This window comes from Pseudomonas sp. R11-23-07, assembly GCF_003852295.1.
GTDB lineage: Bacteria > Pseudomonadota > Gammaproteobacteria > Pseudomonadales > Pseudomonadaceae > Aquipseudomonas.
Genome location: NZ_CP027761.1, coordinates 2270865 through 2296516 on the forward strand (window position 1 = coordinate 2270865; position 25652 = coordinate 2296516).

At 61.7% G+C, this 25652-nt stretch carries 20 protein-coding genes; 7 read left to right on the top strand and 13 right to left on the bottom strand.

Annotated features, from left to right (window positions below; translation table 11 throughout):
- Window positions 1-4 precede the first annotated feature (4 nt).
- The gene (locus C4J84_RS10485) at window positions 5-1147 is read right to left on the bottom strand and encodes an efflux RND transporter periplasmic adaptor subunit (RefSeq protein WP_124435279.1); all 1143 of its coding nucleotides are present in this window, start codon (window positions 1145-1147) and stop codon (window positions 5-7) included.
- A gap of 207 nt (window positions 1148-1354) precedes the next feature.
- Here C4J84_RS10485 and C4J84_RS10490 point away from each other — a divergent pair, with 207 nt between their 5' ends.
- From C4J84_RS10490 to C4J84_RS10505, 4 genes are all read left to right on the top strand, one after another.
- Complete coding sequence (locus C4J84_RS10490) at window positions 1355-2056, top strand: response regulator transcription factor (protein WP_124435280.1); 702 nt, start codon at window positions 1355-1357, stop codon at window positions 2054-2056.
- Between the two features lie 3 nt (window positions 2057-2059).
- On the top strand, window positions 2060-3376 hold the full coding sequence (locus C4J84_RS10495) for an ATP-binding protein (RefSeq protein ID WP_124370376.1): 1317 nt from the start codon (window positions 2060-2062) through the stop codon (window positions 3374-3376).
- A gap of 52 nt (window positions 3377-3428) precedes the next feature.
- A complete protein-coding gene (locus C4J84_RS10500) occupies window positions 3429-4208 on the top strand; it encodes a class I SAM-dependent methyltransferase (RefSeq protein ID WP_124435281.1) in 780 nt (259 codons plus the stop codon).
- Between the two features lie 82 nt (window positions 4209-4290).
- Window positions 4291-5076 carry a sulfite exporter TauE/SafE family protein gene (locus tag C4J84_RS10505; protein WP_124370378.1) on the top strand — a complete coding sequence of 262 codons (786 nt, stop codon included), beginning with the start codon at window positions 4291-4293 and terminating at the stop codon, window positions 5074-5076.
- 691 nt (window positions 5077-5767) lie between these two features.
- On the opposite strand, the gene C4J84_RS10510 is transcribed toward C4J84_RS10505, so the two are convergent.
- On the bottom strand, window positions 5768-7006 hold the full coding sequence (locus tag C4J84_RS10510; protein ID WP_124435282.1) for an acyl-CoA dehydrogenase family protein: 1239 nt from the start codon (window positions 7004-7006) through the stop codon (window positions 5768-5770).
- A gap of 268 nt (window positions 7007-7274) precedes the next feature.
- On the opposite strand from C4J84_RS10510, the gene sfnG reads away from it, so the two are divergent.
- A complete protein-coding gene (gene sfnG / locus C4J84_RS10515; protein ID WP_124435283.1) occupies window positions 7275-8360 on the top strand; it encodes a dimethylsulfone monooxygenase SfnG in 1086 nt (361 codons plus the stop codon).
- Between the two features lie 3 nt (window positions 8361-8363).
- Here sfnG and map read toward each other — a convergent pair whose 3' ends face one another.
- Window positions 8364-9119, bottom strand: a complete 756-nt coding sequence (map, locus tag C4J84_RS10520; RefSeq protein ID WP_124370381.1) for a type I methionyl aminopeptidase — start codon at window positions 9117-9119, stop codon at window positions 8364-8366.
- Window positions 9116-9319: a ParD-like family protein gene (locus tag C4J84_RS10525; protein WP_124362422.1), complete on the bottom strand. Its 204-nt coding sequence runs from the start codon at window positions 9317-9319 to the stop codon at window positions 9116-9118. Before C4J84_RS10525 ends, map begins: the two co-directional genes overlap by 4 nt.
- A 358-nt stretch (window positions 9320-9677) precedes the next feature.
- On the opposite strand from C4J84_RS10525, the gene C4J84_RS10530 reads away from it, so the two are divergent.
- Entirely contained in the window at window positions 9678-9944 is a 267-nt protein-coding gene (locus C4J84_RS10530; protein ID WP_124370382.1) for a DUF1652 domain-containing protein, read from the top strand.
- A 66-nt stretch (window positions 9945-10010) separates the two neighbouring features.
- Here the strand turns inward: C4J84_RS10530 and C4J84_RS10535 are convergent, their stop codons facing one another.
- The 8 genes from C4J84_RS10535 to C4J84_RS10570 form a co-directional block, all read right to left on the bottom strand.
- The gene (locus C4J84_RS10535; RefSeq protein ID WP_124435284.1) at window positions 10011-12620 is read right to left on the bottom strand and encodes an autotransporter outer membrane beta-barrel domain-containing protein; all 2610 of its coding nucleotides are present in this window, start codon (window positions 12618-12620) and stop codon (window positions 10011-10013) included.
- Window positions 12621-12738: 118 nt separating this feature from the next.
- On the bottom strand, window positions 12739-13677 hold the full coding sequence (locus tag C4J84_RS10540; RefSeq protein ID WP_124435285.1) for a carbohydrate kinase: 939 nt from the start codon (window positions 13675-13677) through the stop codon (window positions 12739-12741).
- Between the two features lie 12 nt (window positions 13678-13689).
- Entirely contained in the window at window positions 13690-15171 is a 1482-nt protein-coding gene (gene xylB / locus C4J84_RS10545) for a xylulokinase (protein ID WP_124435286.1), read from the bottom strand.
- Between the two features lie 139 nt (window positions 15172-15310).
- Complete coding sequence (locus C4J84_RS10550) at window positions 15311-16792, bottom strand: mannitol dehydrogenase family protein (RefSeq protein ID WP_124435287.1); 1482 nt, start codon at window positions 16790-16792, stop codon at window positions 15311-15313.
- A gap of 19 nt (window positions 16793-16811) precedes the next feature.
- A complete protein-coding gene (locus tag C4J84_RS10555; protein ID WP_124370387.1) occupies window positions 16812-17915 on the bottom strand; it encodes an ABC transporter ATP-binding protein in 1104 nt (367 codons plus the stop codon).
- A 23-nt stretch (window positions 17916-17938) separates the two neighbouring features.
- Window positions 17939-18769, bottom strand: a complete 831-nt coding sequence (locus tag C4J84_RS10560) for a carbohydrate ABC transporter permease (RefSeq protein WP_003233033.1) — start codon at window positions 18767-18769, stop codon at window positions 17939-17941.
- Between the two features lie 10 nt (window positions 18770-18779).
- On the bottom strand, window positions 18780-19670 hold the full coding sequence (locus C4J84_RS10565) for a carbohydrate ABC transporter permease (RefSeq protein ID WP_065952553.1): 891 nt from the start codon (window positions 19668-19670) through the stop codon (window positions 18780-18782).
- Between the two features lie 149 nt (window positions 19671-19819).
- A complete protein-coding gene (locus C4J84_RS10570) occupies window positions 19820-21103 on the bottom strand; it encodes a sugar ABC transporter substrate-binding protein (protein ID WP_372238206.1) in 1284 nt (427 codons plus the stop codon).
- 283 nt (window positions 21104-21386) lie between these two features.
- Here C4J84_RS10570 and C4J84_RS10575 point away from each other — a divergent pair, with 283 nt between their 5' ends.
- Window positions 21387-21683: a chitin binding peritrophin-A domain-containing protein gene (locus C4J84_RS10575; RefSeq protein ID WP_124435289.1), complete on the top strand. Its 297-nt coding sequence runs from the start codon at window positions 21387-21389 to the stop codon at window positions 21681-21683.
- A gap of 85 nt (window positions 21684-21768) precedes the next feature.
- On the opposite strand, the gene C4J84_RS10580 is transcribed toward C4J84_RS10575, so the two are convergent.
- Entirely contained in the window at window positions 21769-25542 is a 3774-nt protein-coding gene (locus C4J84_RS10580) for a hypothetical protein (protein WP_124435290.1), read from the bottom strand.
- Between the last annotated feature and the right edge of the window lie 110 nt (window positions 25543-25652).

Here is a 25652-nt window from a genome sequence, read left to right on the forward strand (position 1 = left end):
CGGGTTATTCCTTTACGAGCGGGCTGTCGTCCACTTCAACTTTTTCACCGGGGCGCGCATGTTGCAGGCCCTCGACGACAATGCGGTCACCGGGCTTGAGGCCGCTGCTGACCACCCAGCGATCGTTGATTACCGCGCCCAACTCCACCGGCTGCTGGCGCACGCTTTGCTCGCCGTCCAACAACAGCACCATCGGGATGCCGGCGCTGTCGCGGGTGATGGCGCGCTGCGGCACGCTGAGGCCTTGCTGGTCGACGGCTTGTTCCAGGCGCACCCGCACGAAGCTGCCGGGCAGCAGGTCGAGGTCCGGGTTGGGAAATTCGCTGCGCAGAATGATCTGCCCGGTGCCCGGGTCGACACTGATCTCGGCGAACAGCAACTTGCCCGGCAGCGGGTACAGGCTGCCGTCATCCTGGATCAGGGTGGCCTTGGCCTGGTCCTGGCCGACCTGCTGCAGGCGACCGGCGCGAAACGCGCGGCGCAGGTCATTCAGCTCGCGGGTCGACTGAGTGAGGTCGGCATGGATCGGGTCCAGTTGCTGGATGATCGCCAGCGGCGTGGCTTCGTTCTGGCCGACCAGGGCGCCTTCGGTCACCAGCGCACGGCCGATGCGCCCGGAAATCGGTGCGGTTACCGTGGCGTAACCCAGGTTCAATCGGGCCCGCTCGACGGCGGCCTTGTTCGCGGCGACCTCGGCGTTGGTCTGGCGCAGGGCGGCGCGGGCGTTGTCGTATTCCTGGCCGCTGATGGCATTGCCTTCCACCAACTGGCTGTAGCGCTGTTCCTGCAGGCGCGCCTGGAACGCATTAGCCTCGGCTTTGCTCAGGTTGGCCTGGGCGCTGTCGAGGTCGGCCTTGAACGGGGCCGGGTCGATGCGAAACAGCACGTCGCCCTGTTTCACGTCATGGCCTTCGTTGAAGACCCGTTGCATTACCACCCCGGCCACCCGTGCGCGCACCTCGGCCATACGCGGCGCAGCGATGCGTCCGCTCAATTCGCTGGTGATGGACAGGGGCTTGGCCTGCAGCGTCTCGATGCGCACTTTGGCCAGGGGCACGTGCGGCGCCTCGGCTGTGGAGTTGTCACACGCGCTCAGCGCCAGGGTGAGCGCCAACAGGCAAAACGGCGCAAACAGATTCTTCGACATGCTCTTATCCCAATATTGACTGGCGCATCCTAAGGTCACCTGCGCCGTGGTGCTGTGAAGCTGTGTAGTGCGTCTGTGAAGAAATGTAAGGGTCGGGGCGCTTGGCCTCGGGGGCGTATATCCTTGCACAACCTCGCTGACAACAAAGACCAAATGTGGGAGGGGGTTTGCGTACGACTTATCATTGTATTTTCTGGAAACACCTTCATGCCCAACATCCTGCTGGTGGAAGACGACGCCGCGCTCTCCGAGCTGATTGCCAGCTACCTGGAACGCAATGGCTATCACGTCAGCGTGCTCAGCCGTGGCGACCAGGTGCGCGAACGCGCGCGCCTGAACCCGCCGGACCTGGTCATCCTCGACCTGATGCTGCCCGGCCTCGACGGCCTGCAGGTCTGCCGCCTGCTGCGCGCCGACTCGGCGGGCCTGCCGATCCTGATGCTCACCGCCCGTGACGACAGCCACGACCAGGTGCTGGGCCTGGAAATGGGCGCCGACGATTATGTGACCAAACCCTGCGAGCCACGCGTATTGCTCGCCCGTGTGCGCACCTTGCTGCGCCGCAGCAGCCTGTCGGAGCCTCAGGTGGCCAGCGACCGCATCATCATGGGCAACCTGTGCATCGACCTGTCCGAGCGCACCGTGACCTGGCGCGAGCAGGCGGTGGAGCTGTCCAGCGGCGAGTACAACCTGCTGGTGGTGCTGGCGCGACATGCCGGTGAAGTGCTCAGCCGCGACCAGATCCTGCAGCGCCTGCGCGGTATCGAATTCAATGGCACCGACCGTTCGGTGGACGTGGCCATCTCCAAGCTGCGCCGCAAGTTCGACGACCACGCCGGCGAAGCGCGCAAGATCAAGACCGTGTGGGGCAAGGGCTACCTGTTCAGCCGTTCCGAGTGGGAATGCTGAGCCATGTTTCGAGTCCTGCTGCGCCTCTACCTGATCACCATCGTCACCTACAGCGCGGCGATCTACTTGATCCCCTCCCTGGTGATCCAGCTGTTCGAACACCGTTACATGAACTACAACATCGAGCAGACCCGCGGCCAGCAGAAGCTGATCGTCAAGCAATACGTGCGCGCACCGGTGGAGCGCTGGTCACAGGTCACCGAGCAGTTGGGCCGCGATTTTGCGCCGTTGAAGGTGCAATTGCTGCTGCGCCAGGATGCGCGCTATACCCCGGCGGAAGAAAAACTGCTGGAACAGGGCAAATCGGTGGTGCGCCTGGGGGAGTGGGGCTGGATGGAGGAAATCAGCTCGCCGATCAATGAGCAATTCGTGGTCAAACTGACGGTACCGCCCGATCCATTGGACATGAACGTGCTGTATTGGGCGATCAACGTGTTGATCGTCGCGGCGCTGCTCGCGTGCCTGCTGGTGTGGCTACGCCCGCATTGGCGCGACCTGGAACGCTTGAAAAGCACCGCCGCGCAATTGGGGCGGGGCAACCTGGCCGAGCGCACGCTGATCCCCGCCAGTTCCAGCATCGGCAGCCTCGCCTCGGTGTTCGATACCATGGCCAACGACATCGAACACCTGCTCAATCAACAGCGCGACCTGCTCAACGCGGTGTCCCATGAACTGCGCACGCCGCTGACCCGCCTGGATTTCGGCCTGGCCCTGGCCCTGGCGGAGGACTTGCCTGCGGCCAGCCGGGAGCGCTTGCAAAGCCTGGTGGCGCATATTCGTGAGCTGGATGAGCTGGTGCTGGAGTTGCTTTCCTACAGCCGCCTGCAAAACCCGGCGCAGGAGCCGGAGCGCGTGGAGGTGGTGCTCGACGAATTCATCGACAGCGTATTGGGCAGTGTCGACGATGAACTGGAGAACCCCGAGATTGTTATCGACGTGGCGCTTGACTGCGCCGTGGAGCGCTTCAGTCTCGACCCGCGCCTGACCGCCCGCGCCCTGCAGAACCTGTTGCGCAACGCCACGCGTTACTGCGACAAGCGCATCCAGGTCGGCGTCAGGGTCTGCCCCAACGGCTGTGAAATCTTCGTGGAGGATGATGGCATCGGCATTCCGCCGGACCAGCGCGAGCGCATCTTCGAACCGTTCTACCGTCTGGACCGTAGCCGCGACCGCGCCACCGGTGGTTTCGGCCTGGGCCTGGCCATCAGCCGGCGGGCCCTGCAAGCCCAGGGCGGCAGCTTGACCGCCGAGGCTTCACCCTTGGGCGGCGCGCGGTTTCGTGTGTGGTTGCCTGCCGTCGATCCAGCGATTAGAAAATAACCGCGGGACGGCGCACACTGTGGCCCCCGCTTTACCCGAAGAGAGATTGGCAATGACTGGTGTCCACACGTCCGCTCAGCAAGGTTTCTCTACCCAGGCCCGTACTTACGCGCAAGGCCGCCCCGGCTACCCGCGACAACTCACCGGCTGGCTGGCCGACGCGCTGGGCATCGATGCCCACTCGACCGTGATCGACCTGGGGGCCGGCACCGGCAAGTTCACGCGCTTGCTCAGCAGCCTGGCGCCGACGCTGATCGCCGTCGAACCGGTGATGGAAATGGGCGCCCAGTTGGTCAAGCTGCTGCCGGGCGTACGGCTGGTCAATGGCACGGCCGAGTCCATGCCTTTGGCGTCGGCGAGCGCCGATGCGGTGGTCTGCGCCCAGGCCTTCCACTGGTTTTCCAGTGAGGCGGCGCTGGCGCAGATCCACCGTGTACTCAAACCCGAAGGGCGCCTGGGGCTGGTGTGGAATGTGCGCGATGAGTCGGTGGACTGGATCGCTGCGATCACGGCCATCATTACCCCCTACGAGGGCGACACCCCGCGTTTTCATAGCGGACGTTGGCGCGAGGCCTTCACCGGTGAGTATTTTTCCGCCCCTGAACTGACCTGCTTTGCCTATCACCATGTCGGCAGCCCGAAGGAAGTGATCATGGACCGCATCCTGTCGGTCAGCTTTATCGCCGCATTGCCTCCTGCAGAAAAAGCCGGCATCACGGCGCAATTACAGCAACTGATCGACACTCATCCCGCCTTGAAGGGCCGTGACACCGTGGCCTTTGCGTACCAGACCCAGGCGTATGCCTGCCAGCGATTAGCAGAAAAGGCATAAAGTCAGATCATATTGATATAAGTGGTTATAAGAAAAATCGCTATCCTGCCGCCAGAATTTTATAAGGCCGCAGGTAGCTGTAATGGATGTGGGTAATGTGGGTTTCGTGGTTGCCGGCCTGATCGTAGGATTTATCGTGGGCATGACCGGCGTGGGTGGCGGCTCGCTGATGACGCCGATCCTGTTGTGGTTCGGCATCAACCCGGCCACCGCCGTGGGCACGGACCTGTTGTATGCCGCCATTACCAAATCCGGTGGTGTGCTGGTGCACAGCAAGAACCGGAACATCGACTGGACCATCACCGGCTGGCTCACCCTGGGCAGTGTGCCTGCGGTGTTGCTGACCCTGTGGTTCCTCGCCAGCCTGCACACCGACCCCAGCGCCATGAACGCGGTGATCAAACAGGCGCTGGGTGTGGTGTTGCTGCTGACCGCCCTGGCGATCCTGTTCAAGCAACGCTTGCTGGCGTTCGCCCAGCGCCATGCCGGTGACGACTATCACATGCGCCCGCGCAACCTGAATGCGCTGACCGTAGTGACGGGCGTCGTCCTCGGCACCATGGTTGCGCTTACCTCCATCGGTGCCGGCGCGCTGGGTACCGTGGCGCTGTTCATCCTGTACCCGTTCCTCGCCACCCGCCGCCTGGTGGGCACCGAGATCGCCCATGCCGTGCCGCTGACCCTGGTGGCGGGCCTGGGCCATGCGAGCATGGGCAATATGGACTGGCACCTGCTGGGCTTTTTGCTGATGGGCTCGCTGCCGGGCATTTACCTGGGCAGCCACATGACCGGCAAGATTCCGGACGCGGTGCTGCGTCCGTGCCTGGCGGTGATGTTGATGGCGGTGGGCTACAAACTCGCGTTCTAAGAGGGGCGCGGTCCCGCGACAGCTCGGGAGCCGAAGCCTTTCTGACTGAAGCCCCGCGTTCCAAATGTGGGAGGGGCTTGCCCCCGATGAGCATAGGTATCTACACAACTTTGTAGCAGCAGCCTACGGTAACCACGATGCGAAGCGAGTCGCTCTTGATCTTGCTCTTGATCTAGGCGCCCCGTTAAACCACGCTGGCCGGAATTCGACAGTGATTTGGGGGGTAAACCGGCAGGGATGCCGGTTTAGCCGCCCCGCGCCATGGATGGCGCGTGGCGGCGGCCCCCCAAATCACTGTCGGATTACGGGCACACCGAGCCTAGGCGAGGTGCCGAGTGGTGGGGCAAGAGCGTTTTGCTTACTTTTGCGCTTTTCAAAAGTGAGACGCCGTAAGGGCGGAACCCTAAGCCGCCGTTACCGCAGCAACGGATATGTACTCGCTCAGATCCAACATCCTGGTCGGCTGTCAGGCCGCCATCGGGGGCAAGCCCCCTCCCACATTTGGATCGCGCGGCATCAGTCAGATAGCTATAGACCGCCAGGTCGCCACGGGAGCAAGCTCCCTCGCCACAGGTTCAGGGCTACGCGAAAGTTGTGTAGATACCTATGCCCCGATGAGGGGATGTCAGCAACACACCCATGACTGACCCACCGCTATCGGAAGCAAGCCCCTCCACATGTGGAACCGGCCTCAGGCCTTGGACGGGCCGTTGCCGATTTGCCAGACAAACGGCGGCTCAGTGCCGTTGATCACCCAGTCACCGACGATCCGCGCCTTGTAGATCAGCGGATTGTGCGACGCCACCGTCCGCGCATTGCGCCAGTGCCGGTCCAGGGCCTTGCCTTGGCGCACATCCGAGGCTCCCAACGCGTTGAACAGTTGGCTGGTGGCACGCTGGATCAGCTCCGAGACCACCACCTGGGCCGTCGCCGATTCGATCTCGGCCGCCACGTTGGCCTCGCGCTCGGCCACCTCATCCCCACCGAAACGTGCCAGATAAGCCCGTTGCGCCGGCAGCGCGGCTTTCAACGCACTGGCCTGGGCGGCGTAAACCAGCGCAGCGACTTCGCCGACTACCTGTTGAACCTGCGCGTCCTGGCTGACGTGCGGGGCATTGCCGTGGCTGTAGATGCGCTTGCGGCTGCGTACCTGCTGGGCCACGTCGTTGAGCGCCGCGCGGCCGATGCCGGCCAGGGTGGCCAGCAACACCAGTTGATAGAACGCGGTCTGGTATTTGAAGCGCTCGGCAAAGTCGATCACGTTGTGCGCTTCGACCACCGCATCGGTAAAGCGCGTGGTGCCGCTGCCGGTGGTGCGCTGGCCGAAGCCGTCCCAGTCATCGCTTTGCACCACGCCTGGCTGGCGGGTGCGGGTGGCGGCGATCACGTCGCCGCCGGTGTCGCTGCGCCGGGCGTACACGTCGATCCAGTCGGAAAAGAGGCTGCCGGTGCTGTAGAACTTTTCACCGTTGAGGGCCCAGTCGTCGCCGTTGGGGCTGACCTGGGTCACCACGTCGCCGATCGCGACAATGCCGATTTCTGTCCAGGCACAGCCGACGAGATCGCCGTCGACAAAGCGCTTGAACCACAGGTCGCGCCCCGCGCCCGGCGGCGCGTTCAGGCGGTCTTCGGCAAACGCGAAATGCCCGCGCAGGGCCTGGGGCACGTTGGAGTCGGCGGCGGCGAGTTCGATCAGCAGTTCGAACAGCTGCGGCAGGGACGCGCCGCCACCGCCATATTCCACCGGCACTCGCACCGCGCCAAAGCCGGCTTCCTTCAACCAGCGGATCGGCTCATGGGGCAGGGTGCGGCTGTGCTCGCGTTCAACCGCGCCGTCGGCGATGCGCTGGAAAATAGGGCGGAAACGCTCGGCCAGGGTGGTGTAGTCGACGCCGATGGACAGCGGGTTGATGACGTGTTGCTCGGTCATGGGGGTGGGCTCCTGGGCAGTGATCAAGTCCCAGGGTGGTTGCACACTCCGTGCCGGGCACGCCGGCCCGTGTTTACGGCGCGGGGACGCCCGCCGCTGTTGCTCCAGCAACAGCGTTTGGACAAAGCGCAGCGATCCATGACAGTCGCGGCACGCCGTGCAAACCCTGGGTTTTGCGCCGCGACCCGCACGGCCAGGGCGTTTAACCGTGGCTGGCACGCTTGCTGCTCAAGCCCTGGGTACATCCCTGTGTGCGAGGAACCGTTCAATGAGTCAGCAAGCCGTGAAATTTGCCTATTGGGTGCCCAACGTCAGCGGTGGGTTGGTGGTCAGCAAGATCGAACAACGTACCCACTGGGGCATCGACTACAACCGTAAACTGGCGCAACTGGCCGAAGCCGCCGGCTTCGAATATGGCCTAACCCAGATCCGCTTCACTGCCGGCTACGGCGCCGAGAACCAGCACGAATCAGTGGCCTTCAGCCACGCGCTGCTGGCGGCGACCACCACCCTCAAGGTGATTGCCGCGATCCTGCCGGGTCCGTGGCAACCGGCGCTGGCGGCCAAGCAACTGGCAACCATCGACCAGCTCACCAACGGGCGTATCGCGGTGAATATCGTCAGCGGCTGGTTCAAGGGCGAGTTCCAGGCCATCGGTGAACCCTGGCTGGAACACGATGAGCGCTATCGCCGCTCCGAAGAATTCATCCGCGCCTTGAAAGGCATCTGGACCCAGGACGATTTCACCTTCAAGGGCGACTTCTACCGCTTCAACAACTACACCCTCAAGCCCAAGCCGCTGGGCCAGCCCGAGGTGTTCCAAGGCGGCAGTTCGCGGGCGGCGCGAGACATGGCCGCGCGGGTGTCGGACTGGTACTTCACCAACGGTAATACCCCGGAAGGCATCAAGGCCCAGGTCGATGACATCCGCGCCAAGGCGGCGGCGAATAACCATTCGGTCAAAGTCGGCGTCAACGCCTTCGTGATCGCCCGCGACACCGAGGAAGAAGCGCGTGCCGTGCTCGCCGAGATCATCGATAAAGCCGACCCGGAAGCGGTCAACGCCTTCGGTGACGCGGCCAGACAAGCCGGCAAGGCATCGCCGGAAGGCGAGGGTAACTGGGCCAAGTCCAGCTTTGAAGACCTGGTGCAGTACAACGACGGCTTCAAGACCAACCTGATCGGCACACCGCAGCAGATCGCCGAACGCATCGTGGCGCTCAAGGCGGTGGGCGTGGACCTGGTGCTGGCCGCTTTCCTGCATTTCCAGGAAGAGGTGGAGTATTTCGGCAAACGCGTGTTGCCGCTGGTGCGTGAGCTGGAGGCCAAGGCCGCGATCAAGCAGGTGGCTTGAGGTTCAAGCGCTCGCTTGCAGCGTCAATACTTCGAACCCATCGGCCGTGACCGCTACCGTGTGTTCCCATTGCGCCGAGAGGCTGTTGTCTTTGGTCACCACCGTCCAGCCATCCTTGAGGCTGCGCACCTTCGCGCTGCCCTGGTTGAGCATCGGTTCAATGGTGAACACCATGCCTTCACGCAGCTCCAGCCCGGTGCCGGGGCGGCCGAAGTGCAGGATTTGCGGCTCTTCGTGCATTTCCTGGCCAATGCCGTGGCCGCAGTATTCACGCACCACGCTGTAGCCATTGGTATGCGCATGGTGCTGGATCGCATGGCCAATATCACCCAGGCGGGCGCCGGGCCGCACCTGGCGGATGCCCGCCCACATGGCCTCGAAGGTCATCTCTACCAGGCGCCGCGCCTTGGGGGAGACATTACCGATCATGTACATCTTGCTGGAGTCGGCGATAAAGCCACCTTTTTCCAGGGTGATGTCGATATTGATGATGTCGCCATCCTTGAGCAATTGCGTGGCGCTGGGCATGCCGTGACACACCACTTCGTTGATCGAGGTATTGATGCAGAAGGGGTAGTCATATTGCCCGAGGCTGGCCGGGCGGGCTTTGAGCTCCTGGCGGATGAAGGTTTCGACGGCGCTGTCCAGCTCCAGGGTGGAGCGGCCGGCGACGACAAAGGTGTCGAGCATGCTGAACACCTGGGCCAGCAGGCGCCCGGCTTCGCGCATGACCACCAGCTGTTGTGGCGTCTTGATCATTGGCTGCGCCCTCGGATCAGGTCGGGTTTGTCCAGCAACAGCTTGTTGATCAGCTCGTTGTAGGGCAGGTGGGGATTGAGTTCAGCCAGCAGGCCGATCTTGATCCAGAACTCGGCCTGGGCGTTGATGGAGCGGTCCATCGCGGCGCTGGCCAAGCGCAGCTGTTCGTGCAGTTGGTCGGTGATCTTGACGATGCCCATAAGCTTCACTGTGTTGGGTTGATATACGAAGCGTATATGTTTCGTATGGTTTGCGTAAGTCCCTCTCGACCCAACGGCGACAGATAAATTGGTTGCCATATGTTGCTGGAAAAACCGGCCTGCGCACGCATCCTGTGGGTTAAACGTTTAATCGAAGTGGTTCGACGAGGATGCAGACAGTCAGTTTTTTCATATATAAGCGCCGTCAGCGCTTATGAAGAATGGTTACAACAGCAGGAGATTTTGCCGAGTAGGCTTATTTCTGTAGGCGTCTTCCAGGGCCGGCAAGACGTGGCAGGCAAGTGCCTGCCGGATACTTATAAAACCATTGGCAGTCTCAACAAAGGAGAGGTTAGCCATGCTTTCGGAACTAGAGCTTCGCAGCATTATTGAAGGAAGTTTCCTGCCTAAGCGGTGTGAGTGCACCAAAGCCGAAGACGCTTCACTGACAATCAAGGTGTACGACGACCGCGACCGTGATCGAGTGGACTTGGAGGTCAAGGGTATAAACGCCGACAAACTCGACAGCAGTCGCGCCATTTGCAACCTGATCGCTGAACTGCGTGAAGACCTCAAGCACAGCCACACGCCCGTCCTGCAACGAGCAGGAGGGCGCAGATTTTAAGGGTGTGCTTCGTTCAACGCTGACCTGTGGGCCTGGTATTGACCAGGCCCTCAAACCACACGGTCTTTACCAACTCATACGCACCCCGGCATTGCCGCTCACGCCCTCCTGGGCGTTGCCATCCAGGTTGGTGGTGTAGTCCGCCGCCAGGTAAACGCTCACCGTTGACGACAATCGGGCGACAAGCCCCACGCCGAGATCGGCGGTGGACGCCTTGTGATCGCTCTTGATGCGGTCCACATCATCGTAAGTCACCGTGTCCCTGCCGCCGAAGGTACGCCAGGCATTGGCGCGCACGTAGGGTTCGACGGGGGTGTTGCCCACCAGGTAGCGGCCTTTGAGACGTGCGCCAAGACGGCCGGTCCAGTATTCCTGGGAATCGAACGCTACCTTGGAAATGCCGTCGTGCTGGCTGTCCAGGTCGATGGTCTGGCGGATCACCTGGACCTGGGGCTCCACCACCCACTGCTCGGACAGGGTGATCGGATAACCCGCTTCCGCGGACAGCGCCAGGGCATGGCCCTTGGTGTTCATCTTCACGCCACGGTCGGATTTGTTTTCACCGTCCAGGCGCGTGAACATCGTGACCACATCGACGTACCCACCTTCGGAGCCGGTGAGGGTCCAGTAGGCGCCGAAATTGTCGCCATCCAGTTTCACCCGTCCCGAGCGCCGGTCCTGGAAGCCTTCGGCAAATCCCTTGACGTCGCCGTTCAAGCGACTCTGCCCGACGAACAAGCCAAACCGTTGCAGTTGCCCACCGCTGGTGTGCGCAGCGTAGAGGTCGTGCCCCACCTGATAGCCCTTGACGCTGCCGTCGAAGCTTGGCGATACGGTGCCCGACCAACGCTTGTTGAAGTCGCTGCCATAGGCCCGCGCCCAGCCCGCCGGCACCGCGCCGGTTTCGCTGAGCAGGCTTTGCTCGCCCTGGCGCTCGTGGAAGGTGCCCAGGGCCATGCGGGTCATGACTTGCGCGGCGGGGACCACTATCGAGTACACCGGCACTTCCAAACGGTACAGCGCGATAGGTTCGGCACCGGGCACCGCCGTCGGCACGGCCGGGTTGCTGGCGGCCGATTGCGGTGAAGTGGCTGCCGCGACTTGGCTCGGCGCCGGCGCCGGGGGCTCGATCGGCGCGACCGGCTGCGCGGTCGGTGGCTCCACCGGGGGTTCATCGGGGTCGACCACCGGCGGCGTCGGCGGAATCGGCGGAACCGGCACCACCACCGGCGGAGTGGGTGGCACTGGCGGCACGGCGGGTGGCTGCACGGCCACCACCGAGGAGCGCAGGTACCAGTTGTTTTCCGTGCCGGCGGTCACGCCGCCTTTGAACAGCCGGTATTCATAAGCACCGGCCGACACCGAGCCCTTGAGGGCGAAGGCATCCGTGCTGCTCACCGCGCCGTTGACGGCCTGGACCACCTCGATGCCGCTGTTCTGGGTAAAGCCACCGGCACCGCCGAGGTTGGTCACGGCCAACTGGGTATGGCCGCTGAGCGTGCCATTGGACACCACCAGCTTGTCGGTGGCGGAGTTGTCGTCACCGAGCACGGTTTGCAGCCACAGTTGACCGTTGTTGCCCACGTAATTGCCATGCACCGTGAGCGCATCGGCGGCACTGGCGCTGCCGGTGGTCATGTCGATCGTGCCGGCGTTGTTCAGCGTGGCCAATTGGCCGGTGGTGTAAGGGCGAATGGCGCCTTGCGTCACGGCCAGGGTACTGCTGCCATCGATGTTGAACGTACCGGTGTTGCTGGTGCCGTCGCCGAGGAAAAAATCCCCGGCCAGGTCAAAACGCGAGGCGTTATTGAGGTTGACCGTCTCCCAGCCGACATAGCGCGCAGCGTTGCCGGAGGTGGTGTTATCCAATGTCAGCTGATCATTGCCCAGACCACCGTCAATCGACGGCGTAGCGGCCAACCGGCTTTCAGTAAGGCCGCTGAGCAAGGCGGTATCGTCACCATCGCCCATCAATACTGAAGACTGGATCTCACCGCCGTTGCGCCAGGTGAACGTGTCGTTGCCGAAACTGGCGCGGATTTCACCTTTGATCACGCCGTCGCTCACCCTGATGATGTCATCGCCGCCGCTGGTGCTGATGTTGCCGCCTACGCTGCCTGTCCCCGAGATGTCGATCCTGTCCTTGCCGAACCCGGTGACCAGGTTGCCGAGGATCTCGCCGCCGGTCATCTCGTATACGTTATCGTCCAGCTTCATGTCGACCCGGCCAATGGTGCCGCCGGTTTGTCTCGCCACGTCACCGTCGACGAATTCTCTTTCGATGACGCCGTTGGTCATCAGGAAGGTGTCGAGGCCATCGCCCTGGGCCAGAGAAGGAATTCGCCCGCCGTTCATAACGAAGTCATCGATGCCGGAGCCTTGTTGCACAGCACCCAGGATGCTGCCGGCATCAATCCGGATTCGATCTTCGCCCGCGCCGAACGTGACAGGGCCGTTGACGGTTCCCGTACCACCGGCGGGCAGCGACAGACGATTGTTGCCCTGAAGATCGGTGAGTCCGGCGGTGCTGGTGCCGCTGTCGCAGACGTAGGTATCGTCGCCTAAACCTGGGGTAAAGGCACACGCGGAATGCGCGGCCTGGGGGGTGATGTACTGCAGTGAAAGGATGCCGACAGCAATAACGGCTCGGGTTGGAAAGCCTGAGACCTTGGTCATAACGTGTCCTACGTTGTGTTTTTATTACTGCTGTTCTTTGGTCTAGCACACACCTCGTTCATCGGTGAAATTTCTGACAAAAGGTTGCAGGCCACGCAGTGCGTGGCCTGTGGGGCGCTCAGCCGAGCTGGCTGCGGTAAGGCAGGTCCGGCCCGGTGCGGGTGCAGGTCAGCGCTGCGGCGCGAATCGCAAAGCCGAGCATGGCGTCGATCTGTTCGCGGCTGAGCTGTTGCAGCCCTGCGACCGAGTCCAAGCGGTGCTCGGTCAACCAGGCGATCAGCGCCGCCTGGAAGGTGTCGCCGGCACCCACCGTATCGGCCATCACGATGTCGATTGCCGGTTGCGACCAGTTGCCGTGGCGGCGGCTGAACACGCTGGCGCCATCGCCGCCACGGGTGAGAAATACCAACTGGCAGCGGTGTTGCAGCCAGCCTTGCAGCACGCTTTCCGGCGACTGCTCGGGGTAGAGCAGGTGCAGGTCTTCATCGCTGACTTTGATCAAATCAGCATGCTTGACCAACTCCGTCACACGGTCGCGCCACAGCTGGATGTCCGGTTGCGGGTTCAGCCGTACGTTAGGGTCGAGGCTGATCAGGCGCTTGCCGCTTTCGCGCTTGACCAGCGCCAGCAGTGTGTCGCCAATCGGCTGTACCACCAGCGAAAACGAGCCCACATGCAGCCCGCGAATCTCATCACCCAAGGCCGGCAGATGCGTCAACTGCAGTTGCCGGTCTGCACAGCCTTCGCCACGAAAGCTGTATTGCGGTGAACCATTGGCACCCACGGCCACCATGGCCAGGGTGGTCGGCGCGTCGAAGGGCACCAGGAAATCTTCACTCACGCCTTCGTCTTTGAGCACTTGTAGCAAGCGCCGGCCCAGGTAGTCATGGGAGATCCCGGCGAAGAACCCGGACTCGATCCCCAAGCGGCGCAGGCCCACCGCCACGTTGAACGGCGAACCACCGGCAATCGCCGTGTAATTGAGCTTGGCAGCCTGCCCGTCGGCATCCTCCTCGCTGAAAAAATCGAACAGCGCTTCACCACACACCAGATACATAGTCACTCGCTCTTAAAGGGTTGCCACAAGCTGTTGATAGCGCTCATAGGCCTGTTGATAGGCGCTCACGTTGGCCGGCACCGGCACGGTACGGCTGGCCGGGTCAAGACTCACGCATTTGTCGCACAGGCTGGCCAGGGATTCGCCGGACTGGCACCACGCCGCCTGGATCGCCGCGCCCAGGGCCGCGGCCTCGCTCTGTTCGGTACAGACCACTTCGGTGTTCATGATATCGGCGACCATCTGCCGCCACAGCGGGCTTTTCGAACCGCCGCCGATCAAGCGGATGCGCAGGCTTTGCAGGCCGGTCTGGCGCAGCAGGTCCAGGCCGTAGCGCAAGCCGAAAGTGGTGCCTTCGACCACCGCGCGGCACAGGTTGGCGCGGGTCAGGTTGGTCATGGTCAGGCCGTGCAGGCTGCCGGTGGCCTGGGGCAGGGCGGGTACGCGTTCGCCGTTGAGGAACGGCAGCATGCTCACTCCGTCCGCGCCAATGGGGGCCTGCTCGACCAGGGCATTGAAGGCGTGCAGGTCGAGTTCGAACAGCTCGCGGATCACCCCGGTGGCGTTGGTCAGGTTCATGGTGCAGATCAACGGCAACCAGCCGCCGCTGGATGCGCAGAAGGTGGCGACCGACGCCTCGGGGCTGACGTTGGGCTGGTCGGCAAAGGCGTAGACGGTGCCCGATGAGCCCAGGCTCATGGTGATCACCCCAGGGGCGATGTTGCCGGTGCCGATGGCGCCCATCATGTTATCGCCGCCGCCGCTGGCGACCACCGCGTTGGGGTTGATGCCCAGCCGCTCGGCGATGGCCGGCAGGATCGTGCCCACGGCTTGATCGGCTTCAATCAGCTCGGGCAGCGCCGCCTGCAGACGACCACTGGGGTCGATGTGCTCAAGCAGCGCCACGTCCCATTCACGGCGGCGCACGTTGAAGTAGCCGGTGCCCGAGGCATCGCCGTATTCGGCGACGGCGCGGCCGGTGAGCCAGTAATTGAGGTAGTCGTGGGGCAGCAGGATATGGGCGATGCGCGCAAAGAGGTCCGGGTGCTGTTCGCGGGTCCAGAGCAGTTTGGACACCGTGTAGCCCGGCGCAATGGCCACGCCCAGACGCTCCAGCGAGCCGCTTTCGCCGCCCAGGTAGTGCAACAGGCGCTCATTTTCTGTGGCGGTTTCGGTGTCGCACCACAATTTTGCCGGGCGCAGCACCTGGCCCTGGGCATCGAGCAACACCAGGCCGTGTTGCTGGCCGGAAACACCGATGCCGAGGATGTCCTGGCCGTCCACCCCGGCCTGTTGCAGGGCGCGGTGGGTGGCTTCGGTGAAGGCGTCCAGCCATTCCTGGGTGTGTTGCTCGCGCCGGCCGTTGGCGCCGCTGATCAAGGTGTGCGCGGCGGCGCCCAGGCCCAGCACCTTGCCGCTGGAAGCGTCAAGGACGATGGCTTTGGTGCCCTGGGTGCCGCAGTCGATGCCGAGGAACAGGTTTTGCTGGGTCATGATGATTTGCTCAGCAGTCTTATTGTTGGAGTGGTAACACAGTCAAATGTGGGAGGGGGCTTGCTCCCGATAGCAGTGGTTCAGTTGATAAATCTGTGACTGATATACCGCTATCGGGAGCAAGCCCCCTCCCACAGTTTTAAGCCAGTTTGTTCAGGAGGTTCTGTAGGGTCGCGCTGACGCCGTTGTCACGCAGGCTCACATAACACCGCTCGAACGCTGCCACAAATGCAGGCGAGTTGGGAATAGCCGTGCCGAAAATCTCTTCAACCCCCAGCAGGCGCTGGCTGATCAAGGCGTCATCACTCACCAGCGCCTGGCAGAACGCGGCACGCGGATCGGGAATCGTGTAGGCCACGCCATTTTCGTCGACACCCTTCAGGTACAAGGCCCAGGCAGCCACCACCAGCGCCGCGCGTTCGGTCTTGCGCCCATCGGCGATCAGGCGGTTGATGGTCGGCACGGTGAACTTGGGAAACTTCGACGAACCGTCCGAGCACACCCGTTCCAGCTGGTCGGCAATCGCCTGGTTGGAGAAGCGGTCGACCAGGGTCTGCTTGTACGCCGTCAGGTCGATGCCTGGCACGGGTGCCAGGTGTGGCGTGACGTCGAGGTCCATGTAGGCGCGCATGTAGGCGACGAACAGCGGGTCGTTCATGGTGTCGTGAACAAACCGGTAGCCCTTGAGAAAGCCCAGGTACGTCAGCGCCAGATGGCTGCCGTTGAGCAGGCCGATCTTCATTTCTTCGTAAGGCGTCACGTCATCGGTGAACTGCACGCCGACCTTTTCCCAGGCCGGGCGGCCGTTGACGAACTTGTCTTCCAGCACCCATTGCACAAAGGGTTCGCACACCACTGGCCAGGCATCGTCGATGCCGTGCTCATCATGCAGTTGCAGGCGGTGGGCGGTGCTGGTCATTGGCGTGATGCGGTCGACCATGGCGTTCGGAAAGCTCACATTGGCTTCGATCCAGTCATGCAGTTGCGCATCGTGCAGCGCGGCGAATGCAAGCAGGGCCTTGCGGGTGACGGCGCCGTTGTGGGGCAGGTTATCGCAGGACATCACGCTGAACGCCGGGGTGCCGGTGGCGCGGCGTTGGGTCAGCGCGGCGCAGATAAACCCGAACACGGTCTGCGGTGCGCCGGGGTGCGCCAGGTCATGCTGGATCTGCGGCAGGTGAGCCATGAATTGGCCGTTGCTGTCGTCGATGCAGTAGCCGCCTTCGGTGATGGTCAGCGACACGATACGGATGGCCGGTTCGGCCAGTTTATCGATAAGGGCCTGGGCGCCGTCTTCTGCCAGCAACATGTCGCTGATGGCGCCGATCACGCGTACTTGGGTGTCGTCGGTGTCGCCCAGTTCATACAGGGTGAACAGATAATCCTGGCCGGCCAGATCATCGCGGGCCTTGCGGTCTTCGGCCCGCAGGCCAACGCCGCAGATGCTCCAGTCCAGGCCCTCGCCGGTGTTCATCAGGGCGTCGGTGTAAAACGCCTGGTGCGCGCGGTGGAAACCGCCGACGCCGATATGCGCGATGCCCTGGGATGTACTGGCAATGGCATAGGCTGGCACTTTCACGTCGGGCGCCAACTGGGTGAGGTTCTGTTTATTCAGCTTCATAGCGTCAATACTCGCGAAATCAGGCGGCGGCGCGCAGGGGGCGGGCCACGGCCACGCCGTCGGTGTCGAACAGATGGCAGTGGGCCGGGTCGAGGTGCAGGTGCAGCGTCTCGCCATATTGGCTGGCCATGTCGCCGCGAATGCGCATCGTCAAAGGCTCGCCGTTGGCGGTGATGACATGGCAGAAGGTGTCGCTGCCCAGGCGCTCGCCGACGTCGGCGGTGACGGTCAGGGTGGTCTGGCCCGGCGTGGCGATTTCCAGATGCTCCGGGCGAATGCCCAGGGTGACTGCGCTGCCCACGCTCAAGGTCGGGCCGCTGAGCGGCAGGCTGATCAGGGTGCCGGCGTCGAGCTGCACGTCACAGCCCTGGCCTTCGACACGCGTGACCTTGCCCTTGAGAAAACCCATCTTCGGCGTGCCGAGAAAGCCTGCCACAAACAGGTTGGCCGGCTGGTGGTACAGATCCAGCGGCGAGCCGACCTGTTCGATGCGCCCGCTGTTGAGCACCACGACTTTGTCGGCCAGGGTCATGGCTTCGACCTGGTCATGGGTCACGTAGATCATGGTCGCTTGCAGCTCTTTATGCAGGCGTGCCAGTTCCAGGCGCATCTGCACGCGCAGCGCGGCGTCGAGGTTGGACAAGGGTTCGTCGAACAGGAAAATCTTCGGGTTACGCACGATGGCGCGGCCAATCGCCACGCGCTGGCGCTGGCCGCCGGAGAGCTGCTTGGGCTTGCGCTCCAGCAGCGGGCCCAGCTCCAGAATGCGCGCCGCTTCGTTGACCTTGCTCTCCACCAGTTGCTTGTCAACGCCGGCCAGGTCCAGGGCGAACGACATGTTCTTGCGCACGCTCATGTGCGGGTACAGGGCGTAGGTCTGGAACACCATCGCCAGGTCACGCTTGGCCGGGGTCACTTCGGTGATGTCGCGCCCGTCCAGCTCGATGGTGCCTTCGCTGACTTCCTCAAGGCCGGCGATCAGCCGCAGCAGGGTGGATTTACCACAGCCCGACGGGCCGACGAACACCACGAATTCCTTGTCGTTCACTTCCAGGTCGATGCCCTTGATGATGGAAAAACCTTCGAAGCCTTTTTGCAGATTCTTGATTTTCAGGTTGGCCATGATGGGCCCTCCGCTTGGAATTATTATTTAACGGCGCCAAAGGACAGGCCGCGCACCAGCTGTTTCTGGCTGATCCAGCCGAAAATCAGGATCGGCGCGCAGGCCAGGGTCGACACGGCGGACAATTTGGCCCAGAACAAGCCTTCGGGGCTGGAATAGGAGGCGATCAGCGCGGTCAGCGGCGCGGCGCTCGATGACGTCAGGTTCAACGACCAGAAGGCTTCGTTCCAGCACAGGATCAGCGACAGCAGCACGGTGGAGGCCAGGCCGCCCTTGGCGATCGGCAGCAGCACCCGCACCATTTCCTGCCACAGGGTGGCGCCATCCAGGCGTGCGGCTTCGAGGATGTCCTTGGGAATGTCCTTGAAGTAGGTGTAAACCATCCACACCACGATCGGCAGGTTGATCAGGGTGTAGATGATGATCAGCGCGATGCGCGTATCGAGCAGGCCAAAGCTCTTGGCCAGCAGGTAGATCGGCATCAGCACGCCCACCGGCGGCAGCATCTTGGTGGACAGCATCCACAGCAGCGTGCCTTTGGTGCGCTTTGTCTCGTAGAAGGCCATAGAGTAGGCGGCCGGCACCGAAATCAGCAGGCACAGGGCGGTGGCGCTGAACGAGATCAGCACCGAGTTCCAGGCGTAGGCGAAGTAGTTGCTGCGCTCGTTGATGTGCAGGTAGTTCTCCAGCGTCGGCGTGAAGATGAACTGCGGCGGCGTGGCGAACGCGTCGATTTCGGTCTTGAAGCTGGTCAGCACCATCCAGAAGATCGGGAAGAAAATCAGGATCGCAATGGCCCAGGCCAGGGTGCCGAGCAACAGGCTTTGCAGGCGGCGGGATTGTTGAAGCGTCATGGCGCGGCCCTCAAGGCTTGTCAGTCAGGTTTTTGCCGATCATCCGCACCAGGATGATCGCCGCGATATTGGCGATGACCACGGCGATCAAGCCGCCGGCCGAGGCCATGCCCACGTCGAACTGCACCAGCGCCTGGTTGTAGATCAGGTAGGCGAGGTTGGTCGAGGCGTAACCGGGGCCACCGTTGGTGGTGGTGAAGATTTCGGCGAACACCGAGAGCAAAAAGATGGTTTCAATCATCACCACCACGGCAATCGGACGGGCCAGGTGCGGCAGGGTCAGGTGCCAGAAAATCGCGATGGCGCCGGCACCGTCCAGGCGTGCGGCTTCCTTTTGTTCCTGGTCGAGGGACTGCATGGCGGTCATCAGCAACAGGATGGCGAAGGGCAGCCATTGCCACGACACAATGATGATGATCGACAGCAGCGGGTAGTGCGCCAGCCAGTCCACGGGTTCTGCGCCAAAGAACTTCCACACCGCAGCGAGAATCCCCGACACCGGGTGGAAAATCAGGTTCTTCCAGATCAACGCGCCGACGGTGGGCATGATGAAGAACGGCGAAATCAACAACACCCGCACCAGGCCGCGACCGAAGAACTCACTGGCCTCCAGCAGCGCACTGATCAACACGCCGAACACCACGCTGATCAGCAGCACGCTGCCCACCAGCAGCAGGGTGTTAGTGGCGCCTGGCAGGAAGCCGGAGTCGGTGACGAAGTAGGTGAAGTTCTCCAGCCCCACGAACTGGTTTTCGCCGGGGTAGAGCAGGTTGTAGCGGATCAAGGAGAAGTACAGGGTCATGCCCAGGGGCACGATCATCCACAGCAGCAGCAAGGCCACCGAGGGGCTGACGAGGAACCAGCCGGGGTTGGCCAGGCGGTTTTTGGGTGTTGTATTCATGGTATTCGAGACCAGTCAGGTACATGCAAACGCGGTCAATGTGGGAGGGGGCTTGCTCCCGATAGCAGTGTGTCAGTCACACAATCTTCAACTGATAGAGTGCTATCGGGAGCAAGCCCCCTCCCACATTTGACTGTGGTGAGGCAGGGCTACTTGGGGTAACCGGCCCGCTTCATTTCCCGCTCGGTGGTGGTCTGGGCAGCGGTCAATGCAGCATCCACTGTCTGCTGGCCGGTCAGCGCGCCGGAGAAAAACTTGCCGACCTGGGTACCAATCGCCTGGAATTCAGGAATGGTCACCAATTGAATACCGATATACGGCACCGGTTTTTCGGTGGGTTTGGTCGGGTCCGCGACTTTCAGCGATTCCAGGGTCACCTTGGCGAACGGCGCGGCCTTCATGTACGCGTCGCTGTAGGTGGATTGGCGGGTACCTGGCGGTACGTTGGCGACGCCGTCGGTCTTGGCGACCAATGCGCCATATTCCTTGGAGGTGGCCCAGGTGGTGAACACCTTGGCGGCGTCCTTGGCCTTGGAGCTGGTGGGTATCGCCAGGCTCCAGGAGTACAGCCACGAGGTGCCCTTGTCGGTCTTCTCGTGGGGCGCAAAAGTGAAGCCGACATGCTCGGCGACCTTGCTCTGGCTCTTGTCGGTGACAAACGAGCCGGCCACGCTGGCGTCCACCCAGATCGCGCACTTGCCGCTGTTGAACAGCGCCAGGTTTTCGTTGAAGCCGTTGCTGGACGCACCCGGCGGGCCGGATTTTTTCATGTTGTCGACGTAGAAATTCAGCGCGTCTTTCCACTCGGGGCCATTGAATTGCGGCTGCCACTTCTCGTCGAACCAGCGTGCGCCGTAGCCGTTGGCCAACGTGGTGATCAGCGCCATGTTTTCGCCCCAGCCGGCTTTACCGCGCAGGCACAGGCCGTATTGCTCTTTGCTCTTGTCGGTGAGTTTGGCCGCGTATTCGCCGATCTGGCTCCAGGTCGGATGCTCGGGCATGCGCAGCCCGGCGTCCTTGAACAGGTCGGTGCGGTAATAGGTGATCGAGCTTTCGGCATAGAACGGCAGGGCGTACAGCGAGCCTTTGACCGACAGGCCGTCGCGTACCGAAGGGAACACGTCATCGAGGTCGTAGGAAGCCGGCAGGTCCTTCATCGGCTCCAGCCAACCCTTGGCGCCCCAGAGTGCGGCTTCGTACATACCGATGGTCAACACGTCGAACTGGCCGCCCTGGGTGGCAATGTCGGTGGTCAGGCGCTGGCGCAGCACGTTTTCTTCGAGCACCACCCAGTTCAGCTTGATCTCCGGATGCTCGGCCTCGAAGGTTTTCGAGAGCTTCTGCATGCGGATCATGTCGCTGTTGTTGACGGTGGCAATGGTCAGGGTTTGCGCGCCGAGGCTGACGGCGCTGAGGGTCATGCAGGTCATCATGCAGGTTGAGACAAGCAGAGCTTTTGCTGTGAACTTCATCGCGCACTCCATTTCCGCGCCCAGAGGGCTACAGAAGGACGGTTATTGTTGTTGTGTCTTCCCACAGGGAGTCAGGAAGAGTGTGCGTTGATTACAGCCCTCAAATGCGCCGGTGACAAATCCTTGGGAGCACTGAGACTGATACTTTTTTGCACTGCACGGGCACGGCGGTAGCGCAGCGTCATGGCGCGCTCACCTGTTAATTCTGACAGTAGACGCAGAAAAACAACGGGGAGTTAATGGCGTGGCATACACCAACCTGGAGATGTTTATGAATCCTTTCCGTGTAGACCTCAAAAGCAATAAAGCCCTATTAGTCTTGATGATTGCAGGTTTTATCAGCGCTTGTAGCACCGAATCGCCGTTGGCATCACGAGAACCGGCATGTACGAAAGAAGGCTATTTCAAAAGCACCAATGTGGTAGGTGGATACCATCGGTGTGTTTATAACGCCAACATCCAGCGGTATATTCAATACCCGTTTAACTGCCCGGCCGGGCTGGAGTTCGATGAGTCCGTGCGTACCTGTGTAAGACCCTGACGGAACTGCCTGTCCCCAACATTTTCAAGCCGCAGCAAGCCATTGAAAAGGGATCGGTACCCAGGTACCGATCCCTTTTTCACCTCTACATCACGGTCGGATACGGCGTCTGTGTGATACAGATATCATCGATGTCATACACCCCGCCGGTGGTCGGGTTTCTGACCGAAACGGAGGCCTCGAACGGTTTGCCGGGCAAATAACCGAGCGGCACATTGACGCTGAGCCAGGTATTCAACGTGGGCACGTTTTGCGTCCATTTCAACGTGCCCAGATGAATCTCGACAAAGGTCGGCGCCCCAATCGCGGCAAACTTGCTGATCCTGTAGCGGAAGCTGACGCGGTAGTAGCCCTCGGCGGCGGGCGTCAGCACTTTGTACAGACTGACGCCCCTGCCGGTAGTCGGTGTCGACTGCCAGAAATAGTTGCCATTCGACTCGCGGCGAATGCCTGCGTCCGGCCATTCACTGAGCCAGTAGTTCATGTAATTGTCATTGAACGTCGTGCACTCCTTGATCATCACGCTTTGCAGCGTGTAACGGGTGGGTGGAAATTCAATCGCTTGCAATTCATCCCTTACGCCATTGAGCGCCGCTTTGAATTGCAGGGTCAGCTGGCTGCGATTGCCAAGGTCTCGCAGGTAATTGATCAATACGGTTTCCAGGTGATAACCCTGGCTGATCCAGGCCGAGTCGACCTCGGCCTTGTTCGAACCATTCATCAGGGTCAGGTTATGCGGCGTACCGTCGGCTCTGAAACCGTACAAATACAGCCATACGGGCAGGTGTGGGGCAATGAATGGGAAGGTCGTCACCCTTGCGGTGGCGTTGCCGGGCAGGGCGTCCACATCGATCACGCCGCTGGCGGATGCTTGATCGATACGAATCACGGTTTTTCTCAGTTCGCTCAGCGGCAGGCTTTCAAGATTGACCGTGAGCGGTACCGAGGGCCGGGTTTGCCCGCCTCGTGTCACCGTATACCTGATCGTGAACTGCGTAGGCGTGTTGCCGATATTCGCGGCGATCACTGAAGCGGGCACGTCGACGATGACGGTGCCATCGGTTTCGCCATACTTCGGCCCGATCACTGCCGAGCCTGCAGCGGTTTTACCCACGATCTCCACGAAGATGACGTCGCTGGTATACATCGGGCTGGTGGACACTTGCACATGCGCCCCGTACTGTGCGTTCAAGGGGGCCAGGGTGACCAGTGTGCCGGAGCCGGTTGCCTCGATCAGCGTCGGCACCGGGAACTGCGCGGGCAAGGCCTGAATGGTATAGCGCCGCTCCTTGAACCAGACCGCATTGGCCAGCTCGGCGCTGCGGTCGAACGTTACCCCGAAGCGCATGTTCAGTGGCGAACCGTCCTTGAGCTTGCGCAATTCAGCGACCGGCGCCGGTGGCCGAATACCGTTCAATTCGCCGTCCTGTGTCACCAGGTCTGCCGTGTAAAAAGTGTGATAGAAGGGATAACCGTCAGCGTAGGTGCCGGACATCTCGAACCACATTCTCTGGAACCGATGACTGAAGTGCCAGCGGTCTTCAATGGCGCGTTCGGTACCGTTCAATGTGCCGATATTCAGCACGCCATCATAGGAGTGGCCTTCTATGTAGGGTTCAGGCAGCGGCGGTGGCAACAACTCCAGGGCCAGCACAGGCGAAGGGGACTCGTGCTCGCCCCGCATGACGAAGTACTGCACGTGGATGACGTGTCCCTGGGCCTGGATGTTGGCGCCCACCACCTCCGGGTCAATATCAAAGTGCAGGACTTTCGAAGAGCTACCGTATTGGGTCTCGCAGTAAGTGCCGATGTCCGCAATGCCGGTCCAGCAACAGCGAACGTGATGGGAAGGCAGCATCTGCGGGTACTCGACGACGACAGTCGCGCCCTTTATCGCGGCCACCGCCGCCAACTGGTCGGGATAGCGCGTGGCCTGCACGACCTCGGGACGCTTGAGGGTCAGCGCCTGGCCCACGGTAATGGTCCGGCGCTCCGAATAACGGCGCCGGCTGCCGTCCTTGGGTGCCAAGGCGTAGCTCAGGCGGATTTCCTTATTGTCATTGGCAATGACGAACGCTTCGTCCACCAGGACCACTACCGGCTTGCCGGCCGTGTCGGAATAGAGTTCGACTTCCCCTCCAGTGGTTCCGTTGGCGTTGGCGCCCAGCCATGCCCAGATGAACTTGTCCCCAGGGAACGTGCGTGTGTAGGGCAACGTCAGCTTGAGCTGACCTCCGATCACGCTGGCAGGGTCCAGGTTGTCGAACACGTCGACATACTGCAATTGCGGCGCCGGCAACTCGGCGACGACCGATCCGAAAATGACTTCCAACACTTCGGACTTGCGCACCGTCTGTACGCCTGGGCCAAGCGCGCGCATTTGATGGTCATTGACGAGGTAGTAGACCTTGACCGGTCCCACGCCAATGAAGGGCGCAAAATCCTCCTGCAGTACGATGCGAAAGCGGTCAGGTGGCGGTGGGGCGCCGGCATTCACGGTTTCTTCGTATTCAATCAGTCCGCCGCCAGGTCGCGGTGCTTCCATGCGAAAGGTCACGCTGTTGCTGGGGGCGTAAGGGCTGTAGACCGGGAAAATGGCTCTGATGAAAGGGTGTTCCGGATCAATCAGGCCGCCCTCGTCCTGCTCGATTCGCATCGGGGGCATCATTTTTTTCGTGCCGAACACGCGAATACTCAGGCGTCGAGAAGCGCGCAGGAAGGCGCCGCTGGCCGTTGTCAGGATATATTCGATGCGCAGTTGGCCATCGATCACGTCTTCAAGGTACTTATTGTCCAGCACGATGGAGGACGAAAGGCCGATGCGTGCAGGAAAACCAGGCAGCGTCACCACGCTGGATGAGCCATCCGGGTAAAACTGGGTCAGGGTTACATGGATCAGCGCGCCGGCGGGGGTAGGTCTGGCGGTATCATTGGGCGTAGCGGGTAGCGTCCGAGGAACGACCATTTCCGCGGTGAACACCTCGTCTCCATGGGTATCAAAATTCAGCTCGTCGACGGACTCATCGCCGACCACGAAGTGCGGCCGATCAAGCAAACCGGGTTCAAGGTCGGTCTCCAGCTTGACCACCTTCGACCACTGCGGGTCTTCCCCGGAATAGTTGAGTACGCGGTCAAACACCCGGAAGAGAATCGAGACTGCGCCGCTGCCCCCTGAAATAATCGTTTGTTCAGGTACATGCACGATGATGGGCTTGGTGCCATCAACGTGTTGCTGATCGATTTTTTGAAAAACAGCGATACCGTTCCACCACACTTCAATAGTGTCGCCGACCGTGCAGAACGGATAAAAGTCACAGGTCAAGTCCACTCCTGCCTTGGCACGCTCGGCGTCCAGCGGCGTGTATTGCAGGTCTTCAGGCAGGTGTATCACCAGGTTCGAGTGGAACCATGGGTAGATGCTGCGACCACCTGGCCGTGAGGTTTTGGTGTACCAGGTCTGAGGTGGGGATGTGCTGGGCGTGGCGCTGCCCACTCTGATCACTTCACCGAAGCAGGGATAAATCGTGCCTTCGGGCACCAGCGATGCGGGAATGACCAACTGCACACGGTCCTTGTACAAATCTTCCGGGTAAACCTCGCCTGCACCCAAGGCGTAGTTGGTACTGCCGGCGAAAAATTTATAGATGTCACCGACATTGAAGTTCGACCATTTTTCAAAACTCACAATCAGCCACGGATCGATCTGTCGAATGCCCAATCCTACGTCAGCATCCAGATTCGGCTGCAGTGCGCCGTTGACGTAAGGCGGGTCAAGGTTGACGGCGGAGGGCGATGCGGGCTGGTGGGGCGGAAATTCACACAGGGGAATGGGCAGGTTGGAGGACGTTGGTTCTTTCATCGTGGGCGCTCCTTGTACAGTGGTGAGACCGGGCAAGGAAATCACACACCCCTGGCAGCAGAGCGGATAGCTGTCAAAGTTGACAGAAGCGACGAGTGGTTGCGTCAGGC